Below are 16,849 nucleotides of genomic sequence, written 5' to 3' on the forward strand. Positions count from 1 at the left end.
TCGCATCTGGGGCGGCCGCGGCCTCTCGGGCACGGGCCGCGCAAGCTCAGGCCGCCAGCTTCAGGCCCTTGAATCAGCCCTTCACGGCGGCGGCCAGCGTCGCCTGCACGGCTTCGTCGGGCGCGCGGCCGATATGCGTCTTCCCGAAGCGCTCGAGCAGAATGAACTTGATCGCGCCGCCCTCGGCTTTCTTGTCGACCTGCATGAGATCGACATAGCGCGCCGCGCCCAGCGCCGGGGCCACGATGGGCAGATTCGCCGCCTTCACCACGCGCACCAGCCGCTCGCGCGACGCTTCGTCGAGCATGCCGAGACGCACCGAAAGATCAGCCGCCATCACCATGCCGCAGCCCACGGCCTCGCCGTGCAGCCACTCACCATAGCCGAGGCCCGCTTCAATCGCATGGCCGAACGTATGCCCGAAATTCAGGATCGCGCGCAAGCCGCCTTCGCGCTCGTCGGCGGCCACCACCGATGCCTTGATCTCGCACGAGCGCTTCACCGCATGCGCGAGCGCCTCCGGCTCGCAGCGGTTGAGCGCCGCCACGTTCGCCTCGATCCATTCGAAGAATTCGGCGTCCGCGATCGCCCCGGTCTTGATGACCTCGGCCACGCCCGCCGCGAGTTCACGCGCCGGCAGCGTGCGCAGCGCGCCGATATCGGCAATCACGGCCTGCGGCTGATAGAACGCGCCGATCATGTTCTTGCCGAGCGGATGGTTGATGCCGGTCTTGCCGCCCACCGACGAATCGACCTGCGAGAGCAGCGTCGTGGGCACCTGGATGAACGGCACGCCGCGCATATAGCAGGCGGCCGCGAAGCCCGTCATGTCGCCGGTCACGCCGCCGCCCAGCGCGATCAGCGTGGTCTTGCGGTCGGCGCGCGCGGTAAGCAGCGCGTCGAAGATCAAGTTGAGTGTTTCCCAGTTCTTGTACGCCTCGCCATCGGGCAGCACGACCGTGTGGACGTCCTTGCCGAGCGGCGCGAGCGCAGCGCGCAACTGGTCGCCATAAAGCGGCTCTACGACCGTGTTGGTCACGATGGTCACCGACTTGCCGGCGATATGTGGCGCGAACAGCGCCGTCTGGCCAATGAGGTCGGTGCCGATGTGGATGGGGTAGGCGCGGTCGCCCAGTTCGACGTTGACGGTAATCATGCGAGGCATTCGTTCAGGGTGGGTGACACGAGCAGGAACGCCCTACTCGCTCGCCGGGGTTCGAGCGACGCCGGCCATGTCGAGCTGCATCAACACCATGTTGACGAGGCCGTTCACGGACGGGCGGCCGGTCTCGATCACGAAGTCGGCGACCTCGCGATAAAGCGGATCGCGCTGCGCGTAAAGCGCTTCGAGCCGCCCCTTGGGGTCTTCGGTCTGCAGGAGCGGCCGGTTCTTGTCGCGGCGCGTGCGCAGCCAGAGGTCGTGCGGATTCGCGCGCAAATAGACCACGAAACCCCGCTCCTTGAGCGCCGCGCGGTTCTCGGGCCGCAGCACCGCGCCGCCGCCCGTCGCCAGCACGATGCCTTCGCGCGCGCTGAGGTCGTCGATCACGTGCGCCTCGCGCTCGCGAAAGCCCGCTTCGCCTTCCAGCTCGAAGATCACCGGAATGCGCGCGCCCGTGCGCGCCTCGATCTCGTGATCGGAGTCGAAAAACGGACGCTCAAGCCGACGCGCGACCGCCCGGCCCACGGTCGTCTTGCCGGCGCCCATGAGCCCTACGAAAAATACATTGGCGTTTGCGTCCCGCACTTGCAGCGTTTCCTACGAAAGGTTGGTGCCGCAGCTTACTGGCAAAGCGGCCGCGTTGTCGAGCCTGCAGCGCCCACGGTCCGGCCCTTTTCGGGAGTCCTCGCGGCGCTGCATTAATTTGAGACCAAACCCAGCATCTTACGCCCGCGCGCATCGTTCAATCTCCGCTGACCACGCGCGGCGTGATGAACACCACCAGTTCGCTGCGTCGGTCACGATGCGCGCGATGCGAAAAAAGCGCGCCCAATAACGGTATTTTGCCCAGGAGCGGCACCCGCGTCACATCGTCCCGGTCATCGGTCGCATCGATGCCGCCAATCGAGACCGTTCCGCCGTCCTCGATCTCCACCCGCGTCTGCACGTGCTTGGTGTGAATCGCCGGCCCTGCGGCGGTTTGCTCGCCCACGCTGTCCTTGGCCACGTCGAGATCGAGAATCACGCGGCCATCCGGCGTGATCTGCGGCTCGACCTCCAGCTTCAGCGTGGCGCGGCGAAATTGCACGCCCGAGACGCCCTGTCCGACTTTCGCCTGATACGGCAACTCGGTGCCCTGCTCGACGACAGCCTTGGTGCGGTCAGCGGTCACGACGCGTGGACTGGATACCACGCGCCCTCGCCCTTCGGCTTCTAGCGCGCTCAACTCGATGTCGAGCAGGCGGGTCGCGCGCGCGGCCAGCAGCGTGAGGCCGAGTTGGGCGGCGTCGAAACCGGAGAGCGGCCCTGCAGGCAAGTCGTAGACCGCGCCGACCGCATCGCCGTGCAGCCCGCGCGGGACGCCATCTGGATTGGTCGGATAGAGCCCGAGCCGCACGCCCAGCTCGCGCGACAGACCTTCGTCGCCTTCGACGATGCGCGCCTCGATCAGCACCTGGCGCGCGGGCGCATCGAGGCGCTGGATGAGCGGCGCGATCTGGTCGAGACGCGCCGGCAAATCCGTGATGAACAGCAGATTCGTGCGCGTGTCCGCCACGGCAGCGCCCCGCTTCGAGAGCGCGCGCTGCGTGCCCGAGCCGGTGAGGAGCCGGCGCAGGTCCTCGGCGCGCGCGTACTGAAGCTCGAACGTGCGGCTCGCAAGCGGCTCCAGTTCGGCGGCGCGCGCGTGCGCTTCGAATAGCTGCCGCTCACGCGCCGCCATGTCTGCCGCAGGCGCGACCCAGAGCACACGGCCTGTGCGCTCCATGGCGAGGCCGTTCGACACGAGCAGCAGATCGAATGCGGCACGCCATGGCACACGATCGAGCCGCAGCGTGACCTGGCCACGCACGCGCTCGCTCGCAACGATGTTCAGCTTCGTGAACTGCGCGAACGCGTGCAGCACAGCCGTGAGCTCCGCGCGCTGAAAATTGAGCGAAATCGGGCGATCGGGCGGCAGGCCATCATCGTCCGATGCTGCGCCGCTCAAGCGGGCAGGTGGACGCAGCGGCACGGGTGGCCCTTCGAGCGGTGGCGGCGCCTCGGGCGCAGCCGGCACTGCTGCACGCTGCGCTACTGGATCGCCGCCCTCACCCTCGGCAGCACCGGGTAGCGAAGCATTATCTGCGCCGTTTTCGGGCGCGAACGGATTCGCGACCCAGCCTGGCGGAGCAGCGGACTCCCCGCCCGTTCCGCCAGCACCGAGCGGTGGTTGTGGCGGCAGCGGCGGCGCCTCATAACGCGCCACCGGCGCGGCAGCCTGGCGCCACGCCGGCAGCGGTGGCGGCACAGCGCCCTGTGCGATGGGCACTGCCTGCGCCATCGATGCAAGCACGCAGCTCAGCCAATGGATCGTGAGGCGCTCCGGGGCCCGAAGCCGGCTTTCGTCAGAACACACCGATTGCCGGGATTTCATTTGGTGTCCTCCGCCCAGCCCAAGGTATGCGTCGCGCCATCGAGCGAGAGCACGATGCGCACCGGATCCACGCTCGACACCCGTGCGCCCGCAAGCGTGGCGCCGGTCTGCACGGCCACCGTGCCTTCGGCGGTTTCAACCAGTGCAACGGCTCGCCCGCGCTCCACCAGCATGCCGGACAAACGCATCGCAGCGTCGCCCTGTATCCCCGCAGCGCCCTGAACGCCGGGGAACCCACTTCCGAACGGATCGGCAAGCGTGCCGCCTTCGTCGCCATTGCGCACAAAGGCAGCAGCGGGCAGTCCGTCGAACACCTGCAGCACGGCCGAGATCGCGAGGCTGCCTCCGCTGCGCCTGACTGAGAGTTCGCTGGGCACCACAAGCTCGGGCAACGTCGCTAGTCCGCCGAGGAAGGCCGACAATTGCCCGAAGCTACCCAGCGCGACCAGCTTCGTCGTGCGGAACGCCGGTGCCGGGGCACTGCCCGAAGCCGCTGGCTCGAGCGCGATCAGCACGAGCCCGGCCTGCGCCGCGAGCTGCGAGATGCCGCGAATATCACCGGCGGCGCTGCCCTCGCGCTCGCGCTGCGGCCCGTCTTGCGCGTCGCGCTGCAAAGGCGGCAGGCGCGCCAGTGTTTGCCGCGCGCCCGCGAGTCGCGCATGGGCATCGGCAAGCGCTGATTGCGTCGCCTGCACGCCGCCCACGTCCAGGACCACACACGCGCCGCTCACCAGACACATAGCGAGCACACCAAGCACCGCAGCGACCACGGCGCGGCGCCGGCCGCTCCACGCGTGTATGGGCCGCCAGCCGCGCAAGCGCGTGGAGAACACGCCGCCGTGCGTGCTTTCGCGCCCAAACGGGCGGGCGCGCATCGCCAGCGCGGCCATCATTTCGCCTCCTTCGCGCTCACGCTACGCGCCGTGCTGGCCGCCTTCGCCGCCGCGCCTTTCCACATCAGCCGCACGGCCACACGAATCGGCGCACGGGCTGGCACCATGCCGCGCGACGCACCAGGCGGAACGCGCTCGCGCATGAGCCCAGGCTCCTGTGCACGCTTCAATTCGCGCACGTCGACGGCCTCGACTCCCGGGATCGCGTGCAGGCTTGCGAGCCATGCCGCGGCTGCCGCCTCGTCGGACGCGCTTGCGTGCAACTCCGATTCTTCGGCGCGTTGCGCAAGCTGCTCGAGGGTCACGCCCACCGTGCGCGCCCCCGACAACGCATCTATGAGCGCAAACACGTGTGAAAGCGGCTTCGCCCGCTGCTGCGCTTCGGAACGCGCGGCGCGGCGCCTCTCGGCTTCGCGTTCGAGCTTGCGCGCAAGCTCCAGCGGCACCGCCAACCGTGCGAATTGTTGCTCTACCGCCTCGCTGCGCACCTCGATTCGCGTGCGCTCGAACATTTGCCATCCGGCTACGGCGCTGCCGCATGCACAGCCTACGGTCAACGCCGCCAGCCACTCGAACGCGCGGCGACGGCGCAAACGCCGCATCGCGGCGGGCCGCCATGGCAGCAAGTTGAATCCACCGCTCCACGCTCCCGGCACGGCGCTCTGCTCGCGCACGCTACCCGCTCGCAAGCTCATTCGCTCACCCCGCGCATGGCGAGGCCGAACGCGACGGCACACGACGGGTCGTGCAGCAGATTGGCGTCGAGTGGGTGTTCAATGTCTGCGAGCGGCGCGCACTCGAACGGCAGCACAGGAGTGCCGAGCACATCGCCGATATCGGCGAGCGAAAGATGCGCACCGTGCAGCAAGCCGAGGTCGCCGGCCACGAACGTGCAGCCGGTTTGCCCGTCGCCCGCCAGATCGCGCAGCGCTTCGACCAGATCGGCGTGCTCCAGCGCCGGAAAACGCATGGTTCGCACAACGGTCTCTTCGGCAACGAACCAGCCGTGCACGCCGTCCGCGCCGATCCACAACGCCACCCACGCCTCGTGCGGCGACAACTCGAACTCAGCGGCATGACGCATCGCGCGCAGTGCCGCATGCGCCTCGTCGTCTACGGCGCATAGCGTGACGCCCGCCATCGCCGCGCATTCGATGCGCGCCTCCAGATGGGCACGCGCCGTGGCCGCAATCGTCACCTGGGTTTCGTGCGCGGACGCTACGCCGCACTCCAGTGCAAGCGGGCCCACACGCCAATCCACCGCCAGCTCGGCGCGCTCGACACCCGACACGCGCTCCGCCTCGGCGAGCACGAGCGGCTCGAGCTCGGCGTAAAGGCCTGAAATGTCCGGCCGGTCCATCCCGCCGGTGCGGCTGCTCCCCTCCACAGACGCCAACCGCGAGAGCGGCATGGATGCCAGCAGCGTCGCGCCGGCGGGCAGCGCCATCGAGCAACGCAGAGTGGCCTGCGCACAAGCGGATGGCAGCGCGCCGAACACCTCCTGCAGCGCGCCTGCCAGCGCCTGACGATTGACGATCTCGGCGCCCGAGAGCGCCTCGCGCGCAAGCGGCGCACGGCCCAGCCATTCGATGCGCAACGGCCCGCCGCCGAACACCCGCTGACTCAGAACAACCAGCGTGACGCCACGCGCGCCCACATCGACGCCCGCAGCAAAGCGGCGCGCACCCAGCAACAGCGGATTGAGCAAGCTCATCGCATTCCTCCCATGTGCGTCGCGCCGCGAACCATTCGTGACGCGCTCAGGGGGAAATTGTGCGAAGCGGCGCTTGCCGCGCACACTCGTCCGGATGGCCAATCCGTGCATGCCGTGGCTTCGTGTCGACCGGTACAACCGAATACAACCGACTGCGACCGTCATACGATCTTCTCGCACATGCGAGACACGGCTAGAGTGCGTCTATGCCGCGTGGCCGTCCCGCTCGCCTCGCTCCCACCCGGCCTCGCCCATCCGGCGTAAGCATTCCGAAAGCGCGCCTGGGCAGGCGGCTATAATCGCGGGACTGTTTTTCCGGTGTCCGTATGCACGAAGCTCTGCCTCCCTCATCCGTTCCGCCGTCCACGCCGCCCGCGCCGCCCAAACGCAAGCGGCCGTGGTGGCTCAAGCTGCTCATCGGCACTGCCGTGCTGATCGTGGGCGCGGCCGCCAGTGCGGCGCTCGTGCTCGGCTATGCGCTCATCGTCGCTACCCCGAACCTGCCGTCGCTCGACGCGCTCACCGACTATCGGCCGAAGGTGCCGTTGCGCATCTATACGCGCGACCACGTGCTGATCGGCGAATTCGGCGAGGAACGGCGCGATATCGTCCATATCCAGGACGTGCCCGATAACCTCAAGAAAGCGATCCTCGCGATCGAAGACGCGCGCTTCTACGAGCACGGCGGCGTCGACCTCACGGGCATCGCGCGCGCGGGCTTCGTCGCGCTCACCAATGGCCACGCCTCGCAGGGCGCGAGCACGATCACCATGCAGGTGGCGCGCAACTTCTTCCTGTCGAGCGAGAAGACCTACACACGCAAGATCTACGAGATGCTGCTCGCCTACAAGATCGAGTCGAAGCTCTCCAAGGATCAGATTCTCGAGGTGTACATGAATCAGATCTATCTGGGACAGCGCGCCTACGGCTTCGCGAGCGCCGCGCGCGTGTACTTCGGAAAGGATCTGAAAGATCTCACGCTCGCCGAATGCGCGATGCTCGCGGGTCTGCCCAAGGCGCCCTCGGCGTACAACCCGGTCGTCAATCCGAAGCGCGCCAAGGTGCGCCAGGAGTACATCCTCGAGCGCATGCTGGAACTGCACTACATCACCCAGCAGCAATTCGATGCGGCCGCGCAGCAGCCGCTCGTCGTCAAGGGTGCGGGCAAGGAATTCAGCGTGCACGCCGAGTATGTAGCGGAAATGGTGCGCCAGATGATGTACGCCCAGTATCACGAAGAGGCGTACACGCGCGGACTGAGCGTCGTCACGACCATCGATTCGGCCGATCAGGATGTCGCCTATCGCGTGCTGCGCAAGGGCTTGCTCGATTACGAGCGGCGGCGCGGCTATCGCGGGCCCGAAGCGTTCATCGAACTGCCCGCCGACGCGGACGACCGCGAGCAGGCCATCGACGACGCGCTGCTCGAGCACCCCGACAACGGCGAGCTCGTCGCGGCCGTGGTCACCTCGGCGAGCCCGAAGCAGGTGCAGGCGACCCTCATGGACGGCAACACGGCCACCATCACCGGCGACGGCCTGCGCTTCGCGCAATACAACCTGAGCGCGCGCGCGCAGCCGAACCAGCGCATTCGCCCGGGCGCCATCATCCGTATCATGCGCAATAGCGCCGGACATAACGCCGCTAACAGCTCCGCAAACAGCGCGGGAAGCAGCGCCGGCGAATGGTCGATCACACAGTTGCCGCAGATTGAAGGCGCGTTCGTCTCGGTCGTGCCGCAAGACGGCGCGATCCGCGCCCTGGTGGGCGGCTTCGACTTCAACAAGAACAAGTTCAACCACGTCACCCAGGCATGGCGCCAGCCGGGCTCGAGCTTCAAGCCGTTCATCTATTCGGCCTCGCTTGACAAGGGGCTCGGGCCGGCCACCATCATCAACGACGCGCCGCTCTTCTTCAGCGCCGCCGAAACGGGTGGCCAGGCGTGGGAGCCGAAGAACTACGGCGGCGGCTTCGACGGCCCGATGACCATGCGCACCGCGCTCATGAAGTCGAAGAACCTCGTGTCGATCCGCATCCTCAACCACATCGGCACGAAGTACGCACAGCAATACATCACGCACTTCGGCTTCGACGCCGAGCGCCATCCCGCCTATCTGCCCATGGCGCTCGGCGCGGGTCTCGTCACGCCGCTGCAAATGGCGGGCGGGTATTCGGTGTTCGCCAACGGCGGCTATCGCGTGAATCCGTACCTGATCGCCGAAGTCACCGATCAGCGCGGCATGGTGGTCGCGCAGGCGCAGCCGCTCGTGGCAGGCCAGAACGCGCCGCGCGCGATCGACCCGCGCAACGCGTACATCATGAACAGCCTGCTGCAGAGCGTGGCCCAGCGCGGCACGGGCGCGAAGTCGAACGTCCTCAAGCGCACCGACCTCGGCGGCAAGACCGGCACGACCAACGACTCGCGCGACGCCTGGTTCGCGGGCTATCAGCACACGCTCGCGGCCATCGCATGGATCGGCTACGACAATCCGCGCAGCCTCGGCGACAAGGAAACCGGCGGCGGCCTCGCGCTGCCCGTGTGGATCGAATACATGCAGAAGGCGCTCAACGGCGTGCCCGAATACAAGATGCCGATGCCCGATGGCATCGTCACCCTCGGCGACGAGCTTTATTACGCCGACGCCACGCCGGGCCACGGCTTCGTCTCGACGGTCGGCATCAGCCAGGCCGCGCTCGACGCCCAGACGAGCGGCGCCGCGGGCATGGGCGGTCAGGCAGGCGCAGGTTCGGCGCCCGAGCAGGTCAACGCCAAGGAGAAGGAAGACATCATGAATCTGTTCCGCGGCCATTGAGCACGCTCAGCACCATGAAGAACGGGCACCCGAGGGTGCCCGTTTTCACGTTGAGCGCCTGACCACTTCGCCGCTCGACCGCTTCACCGCGAGATTCGCAGCGGCATTCAAAGCGGCATCATGGCGACGTCACGGCTTGAACGTGACAGGCTCGCCCGCCTGCTCGCTCGCGTAGGCCGTGAGCGCCGAAAAGAACTCAGTGCCCGTGCGTGTGTCGCGCCATTCGCCATCGATAAAACGATAATGAAAGCCGCCCGCTTTCGCCGCGATCCAGATCTCGCGCATCGGCGGCTGCAGATTCACGATGATCTTCGTGCGATTCTCGAATTCGAGTGTCAAAACGTTGCCGCTGCGCTCGAGTTCGATATCGGCCTCGGCCTCGTCGGCGACGCGCTCCACCGCCGCCAGCACGGCCTCCGCGCGGCTCAGGTAGTCACTATCTGGCATGCTAAACTCCACCGGTTAATCATTCAGGGACAATTATGCGTGTCAATTCCAGGATGCGCGCACCGGCATCCCGCGTATCGACGCCCCGCGTATCGACGCCCGGCGCAATTCTAGCTGCTTTCGCGATCGGCGCTGTAGCCGCGCTTTCGTTGGCAGGCTGCGGCCAGAGAGGGCCGCTCTACATGCCCACGGTGCCACCGCTCCCGCAGAAGCCGAATTTCGAGACGCAAACCGGCGACAACGCACGGCCGACGCCCGCCACCGTGCGGCCCGCATCGGGCATACCGGCGTCGGGCATACCGGCATCGGGCGCGCAAGCCGGCGAGCTTCCCGACACATCGGGCACGCCGCTTTCGCTGTCCCCGGATGCCGAACTCAAATCCGTGCCCGCCAGCGGCGCGCAGCCCGATTTGCAACCTGCTTCCGCCGCAACCCCGGTTCAGTAAGCCGCAAACCCGCACCGACTTCAATCAGACGCCCGCATGACCCAGCCCGCTTTTCATCGCGCCTTTCACCGTGACAACGGCACGCTCTTCGTCGAAGGCGTGTCCGCCGCCGACCTCGCCGCGCAGTACGGCACTCCACTCTACGTCTACTCGCGCGCGGCGCTCACTGCTGCATGGCACGCCTACGCCGACGCGTGCGCGGGCCGCCGCGCCACGGTGCACTTCGCAGTCAAGGCGAACAGCAACCTCGCGGTGCTCAACGTGTTCGCGCGCGAAGGCGCGGGCTTCGACATCGTCTCGGGCGGCGAACTCGCCCGTGTGCTGGCAGCGGGCGGCAAAGCGGCAAACACGGTGTTCTCGGGCGTGGGCAAGCATCCTGACGAAATGCGCTTGGCGCTGGAAGCAGGCGTGAAGTGCTTCAATGTCGAGTCGATTCCCGAGCTCGACCGTCTGAACGCCGTCGCTGGCGAACTGGGCAAGAAGGCGCCGGTTTCGCTGCGCGTGAACCCGGACGTCGACGCGAAGACGCATCCGTACATCTCCACGGGCCTGAAGTCGAACAAGTTCGGCGTCGCGTTCGACGAGGCGCGCGCGACCTACCGCGCGGCGGCAGCCATGCCGAATCTGGACGTGGTCGGCATCGACTGCCATATCGGCTCGCAGATCACCGAAGTCGCACCGTATCTCGACGCCATCGACAAGGTGCTCGAGCTCGTCGACCAGATCGAGTCGGATGGCGTGCACATCCATCACATCGACGTGGGCGGCGGCCTCGGCATTCGCTACGATGATGAAACACCGCCCGATGTCGGCGCATTCGTGCGCACCGTGCTCGATCGCATCGAGGCCCACGGGGCGAAGACCGGCAGGACCCGCGAGGTGTACTTCGAGCCGGGCCGCTCGCTGGTCGGCAATGCAGGCATCCTGCTCACGACCGTCGAATTCCTGAAGCCCGGTGTGGAGAAAAACTTCGCGATCGTCGACGCTGCGATGAACGATCTCGCGCGTCCAGCCATGTACGAGGCGTATCACGCCATCGAGCCGGTCACCGAGCGCGCTGACTCCGCGCAGACCTGGGACATCGTCGGCCCCGTGTGCGAGAGCGGGGACTGGCTCGGCCGTTCGCGCACGCTCGCGATCGAGGCCGGCGACGTGCTCGCGATCCGCTCGGCGGGCGCCTATGGCTTCGTGATGAGCTCCAACTACAACACGCGTCCGCGCGCGGCCGAAGTCCTGGTCGACGGCGCGCGCGCGCACGTCGCGCGCGAGCGCGAGACGGTGCAGCAACTGTTCGCCGGCGAGCATCTGCTGCCGGATTGAGCACCGTGTCGGGCGCAAAGCGCCGGCATTGAATGCAAAAAGCGACGCCTCTCGTGCGTCGCTTTTTTATTGCCCGCGCGAGGGAAAGCGAGACAAGCGGTTAGCGCGACGTCACCGGCCGCGTCTTCCAGCGCGCAAGCAGCCACGCGCCGATCCGCCAGCCGAGCAGCACGACCATGATCGCGCCATAGAGCTTCGGCAACGCGAGATCGTGCTTGCCCGCCTTCATCCACCAGAAGTGCAGGATCGCGAGCACGCCGATCGCGTACACCAGCCGGTGCAGCGTCTGCCAGCGACGCCCGAGCTTGCGCGCCATCGCGCGCGTCGAGGTGATGGCGAGCGGAATCAGCAATACGAACGCGGTGAAGCCCACCGTGATGAAGGGCCGCTTGCCGACGTCCTTGAGCATCGCGGCCACGTCAAACCACTTGTCGAACCAGATATAAGTGGTGAAATGCAGCGCGGCGTAAAAGAACGCGTAGAGCCCGAGCATGCGCCGAAAGCGTATCAGCGCATTGAAGCCCGTAAGGCGGCGCAACGGCGTGACCGCGAGCGTAATGCAAAGGAACACGAGCGTCCATAGGCCCGTCGAGCGCGTGATGAACTCGATCGGGTTCGCGCCGAGCCGGTCCGTGACGCCGAAGAACACCAGCCGCGCAAGCGGATACCACGCCGCGACGAACACCACGCCCTTGGCCCACGGCAGCCAGCGCGGACCGGTGGCCGCGGGCAACGCCCGCGCCGCGCGCGCGGTCGCCGCACCGGTGCGCGGAGAAACGGTCGTTGATTCCATCGGATGCTCCATTACCGTCTCTCGGCTCAGAAGTTCTTGCGCAGATCCATGCCCTGATACATCGACGCCACCAGATCGCCGTAACCGTTGAACATGAGCGTCTTGCGCTTGGGCGCGAAAAAACCGTCCTCGCCGATGCGCCGCTCCGTCGCCTGACTCCAGCGCGGGTGATCGACGTTCGGATTGACGTTCGAATAGAAGCCGTATTCGTTGGCGGCGTAAGTGTTCCAGCTCGTGGGCGGCTGCTTTTCCACGAAGCGGATCTTCACGAGCGACTTCGCGCTCTTGAAACCGTACTTCCACGGCACCACCACGCGCAGCGGCGCACCATTCTGGTTCGGCAGCACCTGTCCGTAGAGCCCCACGGTGAGCAACGTGAGTGGGTTCATCGCCTCGTCCATGCGCAGTCCTTCGGAGTACGGCCAATCGAGGATCGGATCGGCGAGGCCGGGCATCTGCGAGCGGTCGGCGAGCGTGATGAACTGCACGTACTTCGCGTTGCCGGTGGGCTGCGCGCGGCGAATCAACTCCGCAAGCGACACGCCGATCCACGGAACCACAATCGACCAGCCCTCCACGCAGCGGTGCCTGTACACGCGCTCCTCGAGCGGCGCGAGCTTGAGAATCTCGTCGATGTCGTAGACTTTCGCGTTCTTCACCTCGCCCTCCACGCTCACCTTCCAGGGGCGCGGCCGCAGCGTATGCGCGTTTTCCGCCGGGTCGCCCTTGTCGGTGCCGAACTCGTAGAAGTTGTTATAGGTCGTGATGTCCTTGTAGGGCGTGACCTTGTCGAGCGCGACGAACTTCGTGTTGGTCTTCGCGGCCAGCTTGAGCGCCTTCGCATCCGGCGACGCGTATTCCGCGAACGCATCGCGCGCGCCGAACAGGCCCGCCACGCCGCCGAGCGCTGCCGCTCCGGCCGCCTGCAGCAAACGGCGGCGCTGTTCATACACCTTTTGCGGCGTGATCTCGCTCGCGGCAATGTCGTCGCCGTTGAGGATGATCCTGCTGCTGCGCTTGATCCACATGATGTTGCTCCTGTCGAATGGACCCACTCGGCCCCGCCGCGCCCGCGCGCCGTTGCGAGCCCTCCACTACCGGGCAAACGCACGCGATCCGCAATTCTTCCGCCCCGCAAATAAAAAACCGCCGGAGCGCGAGGCTTCCGACGGTTAGTTCGCTGGGCGGACGGCGGCGGTTACACCGTCCGCCAACATCATGTGCTCCCGGGCGTTACCGGGCGTTACAGCTTGCCGTAGCTGTGCAGGCCCGAGAGGAACATGTTCACGCCGAGGAACGCGAAGGTCGTGACGAGCAGGCCCGTTAGCGCCCACCACGCGGCCACGCCGCCGCGCAAGCCCTTCATGAGACGCATGTGGAGCCATGCCGCGTAGTTGAGCCACACGATCAGCGCCCACGTTTCCTTCGGGTCCCAGCTCCAGTAGCCGCCCCACGCCTGCGCCGCCCATAGCGCGCCAAGAATGGTCGCGATGGTGAAGAACGCAAAGCCGACCGCGATCGACTTGTACATGACGTCGTCGAGCACGTCGAGCGCGGGCAGGCGGTCCGCCAGCATGCCGCGCTCTTTCATGATGTAGGCCACGCCCACCATCGCCGAAAGCGCGAAGCTGCCGTAGCCGATGAAGTTCGCCGGCACGTGAATCTTCATCCACCAGCTTTGCAGCGCGGGCACGAGCGGCTGGATCTGCTGCGCGTCGCGCGAGATCGAGTACCACATCAGGAAGCCCACGGCCGCGCTGATCACGAGCAGCACGAATGCGCCGAGCGCGCGCGTGTTGTAGTGCTTTTCGTAATACAGATAGAACAGCGCCGTGATGAGGCTGAACAGCACGAACACTTCGTAGAGGTTCGAGATGGGAATATGGCCGACGTCGGCGCCGATCAGATACGACTCGTACCAGCGCACCATCAGGCCGACGAAGCCGATCAGCACCGCCGTCCACGTGAGCTTCGTGCCGATCGCGCCACCCGTGGGCGAGCGCGAAAGCAGACCGACCCAATAGAAGAACGTCGCTAGCACGAACAGCGCGCTCATCCACAGGATGGCCGACTGGCTCGACAGGAAGTACTTGAGGAAGAACGCCTGGTCGGCGCGCGCGAGGTCGCCCTGATAAATCTGGATCGCGCCGACCGACAGCACCGCAATGCCCGCCATCAACAGACGCGCCGGCTTCCAGCGCCAGCCCAGCACGACGAGCGCCGGCACCGTGCCGCACAGCACCAGCTTGTCGTAATAGTTCATGTGCGCGTGATAGCGCGAGAGCGCGAAGCCCGCGCCCAACACCAGGGCCAGCGCGAACAGCCAGTCGAGTGCCGTGAGACGGCGCAGGAAGGAGCGTTCGTCGAAGAACGCGTCCGCGTGGGGATCGTGCGCAAGCGCCGCATCGTGCGGCGCAGCCGCTGCCGCGCGGTCGGCGCGGCGGGTTTGCGCGGAAGAAGTTACTTGAGTCAAGTCCATGGGCTTACCGGTGTCGATCGTGAGTTTCCGTGGATCGCATCAATCACGTGAGTCGCGTGAATCGCATGAGTGGCGCGTGGATCAAGGGGTACGGTCCGTCCCGCTGCTGCCGGCGCCGGTGGCCTCGGGTTTCGCACCCAAGGCTCGGGAGACCGCTTCGCGGGTACGGGCAAACTCTTTCTCGAAGTCGAGGGTGCGGCGCGCGGTCGACATCGCCATGATGACGTCGACACCCCCGCCGTTGGCCCCGCTCCGGTCCTTCAGCCAGAACCACAGACGTCGCTCGCGCACATAGAACATCGAGAAGATGCCAAGTACGAGCAACAGGCTGCCAAGATACACGACTTTCTTGCCTGGCGCGCGCGTCAGCTGAAATACCGAAGCTTGCACCTGCTTGAATGAATCAAGCTGTAGATAGACAGGCGCCCCGTACAGGAAGCTGTCCGAAACCGCATTGATCGAGTCCTGGACGAAGCGCGTCGATTGCGCGTCAGGCGTGAGCACAGGCTCGCCGGCCCGCGTGCGCGCGAGCTGCCAAAGGTCCCACGTCGCGCCTTCGAGCATGCGCAGCAGCAGCCCGGCGGCCTTTTCCTGCTGGCCCTTGGGCACAGACTTGTCGATAAAGATCGCCACGGCCTGGAAGCCGCCCTCTTGCGCCTCGGACGTGCCTTGCGCCGAAGGATCGGCGCCCGCGAAAAGGGTCAGGACGCGCGAAGCGCTTTCTTGCAGATGCTGCTGCAACTCGCGGTTCGCATCGGGGACCGAGCGCGCGGCGAAGCGCTGCGCGGCCTGCTCGCGCAGCGCCGGATCCTCGAACGCGGCGCGCAGCAGCATCCATTCCTTCATCGTGCCGCCGCTGTCGGCCGGAATGCGCAGGTAACGGAACGGCTCGTCGGGGTTCTCGCGCATGCCCGCGAGGAATATCCGCGCGCCGCCCACGTCGACGGGCAGCATGTAGTTGTTGTACTCGCGCGCCTGGCCGTCCTTGTCACGCACCTTGTACTGCACCGAGGGGCCGACGTTGTGCAGATCGATCGGCTTCGAGCTCTTCGCGCCGGAACCGAGGCGCTCGTCGAACGCTTCCTTGAGGGTCTGATGCGCGACGCCGCGCACGTCGGTCTGGCCGCTGCCGTTCGAAATGTTCTCGACGTTTATCGCGCGGAAGTCGGCGAATTCGATGGTCTGGCCATCCACGCCCGGCACGCTCTGGCCCGCGGGCAGCGCAAGCTTCGCCGAATTGCCGATGGTGCCTTCGAACGGAAAGCTCTTCGCGCTCGCGCCGGCCATGGGCCACGCGGTCATGTGCATCTGCGAGCCGCCGTCCTGGAAGCTCGACTGGTAGATCGACACGCCGTCGTACTCGAACGGCTCGTTGACCTCGATACGCGCCGGAATGCGCTGGCCGGTCTTGTGATCGATCACGACGATGTCGCTCGCGAAGAGCTTGGGCATCCCGGTCGAGTAGTAATCGACGATGAACTTGTTGAGCTGGATCGAGAACGGCAGATCCTGGATCAGCGAGCCGTTGGGCTGGTTCAGGATGGCCGTGGAGACGTACTGGCCCTCGGGCACCCACGCGTAGCCGCGGAACGTCGGGTTCGCGGTGGAAAGCCGATGCTCGGGCGGAATGTCGTTGATGACGGCATTGCTCTGGATGGGCGTCTTGTTGAAGAGCCACATCTGGAATTTGATCGGCAGATTGCTGTCGAGCAGGCCGCCAATGCAGATCACCACGATGGCGAGGTGGGCAAAAATATAGCCGATTTTCGCGAGGGCGCCGCGCTTGGCGGCGATGAGTGTCGCGCCCTCGCTTTCGCGCGTGACGAACTTGTAGCCGAGGCGCTGCGCGAGCTTGCCTAGCGTCGCGGCGGTCTGCGCGCGCGAGCCGCCCTCGAGCACGAACTCGCCCTTGTGGTGGAACGCGCGCAGGCTGCCTTCGCGGACTTTGTCCTTCCAGCTCTTCGTGTCGGCAATCATCTTCGGCGCGTTACGGATCACGCACAGCGAGATCGACACCACGAGAAAGCCGAGGATGGTCATGAACCACCACGCGCTATATACGGTGTAGAGGCTCAGGGCGCGGAAGATGTCGGCCCAGAACGGGCCGAACTGATTGACGTAGTTGGGATACGGGTCGTCCTGCGTGAGCACCGTGCCGATAATGCTCGCAATGGACAGCACCACGAGCAGCGCGATGGCAAAGCGCATCGAGCTGAGCAGCTCGATGGTGCTTCTGACCGCTCTCTGGCGGATATTCAACTGCAGACCCTGCGTGGTGACGCTCATTCAAACTCCGCTTCTCATGGCACTTCTCACTGCGCTTTTCGTCAGCGCATTACAGCAAAAAAGGGTGCGGGACCGCCGCATCC

At 66.2% G+C, this 16,849-nt stretch carries 14 protein-coding genes and 1 pseudogene; 4 read left to right on the top strand and 11 right to left on the bottom strand.

Annotated features, from left to right (window positions below; genetic code table 11):
• Positions 1–73 precede the first annotated feature (73 nt).
• The 6 genes from aroB to pilM all read right to left on the bottom strand — a co-directional run bounded on the left by aroB (position 74) and on the right by pilM (position 6,182).
• Complete coding sequence (gene aroB / locus P5W98_RS13175; protein ID WP_421024905.1) at positions 74–1,156, bottom strand: 3-dehydroquinate synthase; 1,083 nt, start codon at positions 1,154–1,156, stop codon at positions 74–76.
• 42 nt (positions 1,157–1,198) lie between these two features.
• On the bottom strand, positions 1,199–1,753 hold the full coding sequence (gene aroK, locus P5W98_RS13180) for a shikimate kinase AroK (RefSeq protein ID WP_421025280.1): 555 nt from the start codon (positions 1,751–1,753) through the stop codon (positions 1,199–1,201).
• Between the two features lie 151 nt (positions 1,754–1,904).
• Entirely contained in the window at positions 1,905–3,575 is a 1,671-nt protein-coding gene (locus P5W98_RS13185; RefSeq protein ID WP_421024906.1) for a type IV pilus secretin PilQ, read from the bottom strand.
• Positions 3,572–4,468: a hypothetical protein gene (locus tag P5W98_RS13190; RefSeq protein ID WP_421024907.1), complete on the bottom strand. Its 897-nt coding sequence runs from the start codon at positions 4,466–4,468 to the stop codon at positions 3,572–3,574. Before P5W98_RS13190 ends, P5W98_RS13185 begins: the two co-directional genes overlap by 4 nt.
• Positions 4,465–5,163, bottom strand: coding sequence for a hypothetical protein (locus P5W98_RS13195; protein WP_421024908.1), 699 nt, complete (start codon positions 5,161–5,163; stop codon positions 4,465–4,467). Before P5W98_RS13195 ends, P5W98_RS13190 begins: the two co-directional genes overlap by 4 nt.
• Positions 5,160–6,182 carry a type IV pilus biogenesis protein PilM gene (gene pilM / locus P5W98_RS13200; RefSeq protein ID WP_421024909.1) on the bottom strand — a complete coding sequence of 341 codons (1,023 nt, stop codon included), beginning with the start codon at positions 6,180–6,182 and terminating at the stop codon, positions 5,160–5,162. The genes P5W98_RS13195 and pilM overlap by 4 nt, the downstream gene beginning before the upstream one ends.
• Positions 6,183–6,508: 326 nt before the next feature.
• Here pilM and P5W98_RS13205 point away from each other — a divergent pair, with 326 nt between their 5' ends.
• Positions 6,509–8,995: a penicillin-binding protein 1A gene (locus P5W98_RS13205; RefSeq protein WP_421024910.1), complete on the top strand. Its 2,487-nt coding sequence runs from the start codon at positions 6,509–6,511 to the stop codon at positions 8,993–8,995.
• Positions 8,996–9,124: 129 nt separating this feature from the next.
• Here the strand turns inward: P5W98_RS13205 and cyaY are convergent, their stop codons facing one another.
• The gene (gene cyaY / locus P5W98_RS13210; protein ID WP_035531687.1) at positions 9,125–9,442 is read right to left on the bottom strand and encodes an iron donor protein CyaY; all 318 of its coding nucleotides are present in this window, start codon (positions 9,440–9,442) and stop codon (positions 9,125–9,127) included.
• A gap of 53 nt (positions 9,443–9,495) precedes the next feature.
• On the opposite strand from cyaY, the pseudogene P5W98_RS13215 reads away from it, so the two are divergent.
• The 3 genes and pseudogenes from P5W98_RS13215 to lysA all read left to right on the top strand — a co-directional run.
• A pseudogene (locus P5W98_RS13215) lies at positions 9,496–9,603 on the top strand (hypothetical protein); the annotation flags it as partial.
• 21 nt (positions 9,604–9,624) lie between these two features.
• Complete coding sequence (locus P5W98_RS13220) at positions 9,625–9,888, top strand: hypothetical protein (RefSeq protein ID WP_434662629.1); 264 nt, start codon at positions 9,625–9,627, stop codon at positions 9,886–9,888.
• Between the two features lie 36 nt (positions 9,889–9,924).
• Positions 9,925–11,208: a diaminopimelate decarboxylase gene (gene lysA, locus P5W98_RS13225; protein ID WP_421024911.1), complete on the top strand. Its 1,284-nt coding sequence runs from the start codon at positions 9,925–9,927 to the stop codon at positions 11,206–11,208.
• A 100-nt stretch (positions 11,209–11,308) separates the two neighbouring features.
• Here lysA and msrQ read toward each other — a convergent pair whose 3' ends face one another.
• The 4 genes from msrQ to P5W98_RS13245 form a co-directional block, all read right to left on the bottom strand.
• Positions 11,309–12,013, bottom strand: coding sequence for a protein-methionine-sulfoxide reductase heme-binding subunit MsrQ (gene msrQ / locus P5W98_RS13230; protein ID WP_421024912.1), 705 nt, complete (start codon positions 12,011–12,013; stop codon positions 11,309–11,311).
• Positions 12,014–12,027: 14 nt separating this feature from the next.
• Positions 12,028–13,029: a protein-methionine-sulfoxide reductase catalytic subunit MsrP gene (msrP, locus tag P5W98_RS13235; protein ID WP_421024913.1), complete on the bottom strand. Its 1,002-nt coding sequence runs from the start codon at positions 13,027–13,029 to the stop codon at positions 12,028–12,030.
• A 215-nt stretch (positions 13,030–13,244) separates the two neighbouring features.
• Positions 13,245–14,480 carry a c-type cytochrome biogenesis protein CcsB gene (ccsB, locus tag P5W98_RS13240; RefSeq protein ID WP_421024914.1) on the bottom strand — a complete coding sequence of 412 codons (1,236 nt, stop codon included), beginning with the start codon at positions 14,478–14,480 and terminating at the stop codon, positions 13,245–13,247.
• A gap of 81 nt (positions 14,481–14,561) precedes the next feature.
• Positions 14,562–16,766 carry a cytochrome c biogenesis protein ResB gene (locus P5W98_RS13245; RefSeq protein ID WP_421024915.1) on the bottom strand — a complete coding sequence of 735 codons (2,205 nt, stop codon included), beginning with the start codon at positions 16,764–16,766 and terminating at the stop codon, positions 14,562–14,564.
• Positions 16,767–16,849: the final 83 nt, after the last annotated feature.

The sequence above is a fragment of the Paraburkholderia sp. A1BS-2L genome (assembly GCF_051125205.1).
Taxonomy (GTDB): Bacteria; Pseudomonadota; Gammaproteobacteria; order Burkholderiales; family Burkholderiaceae; genus Paraburkholderia.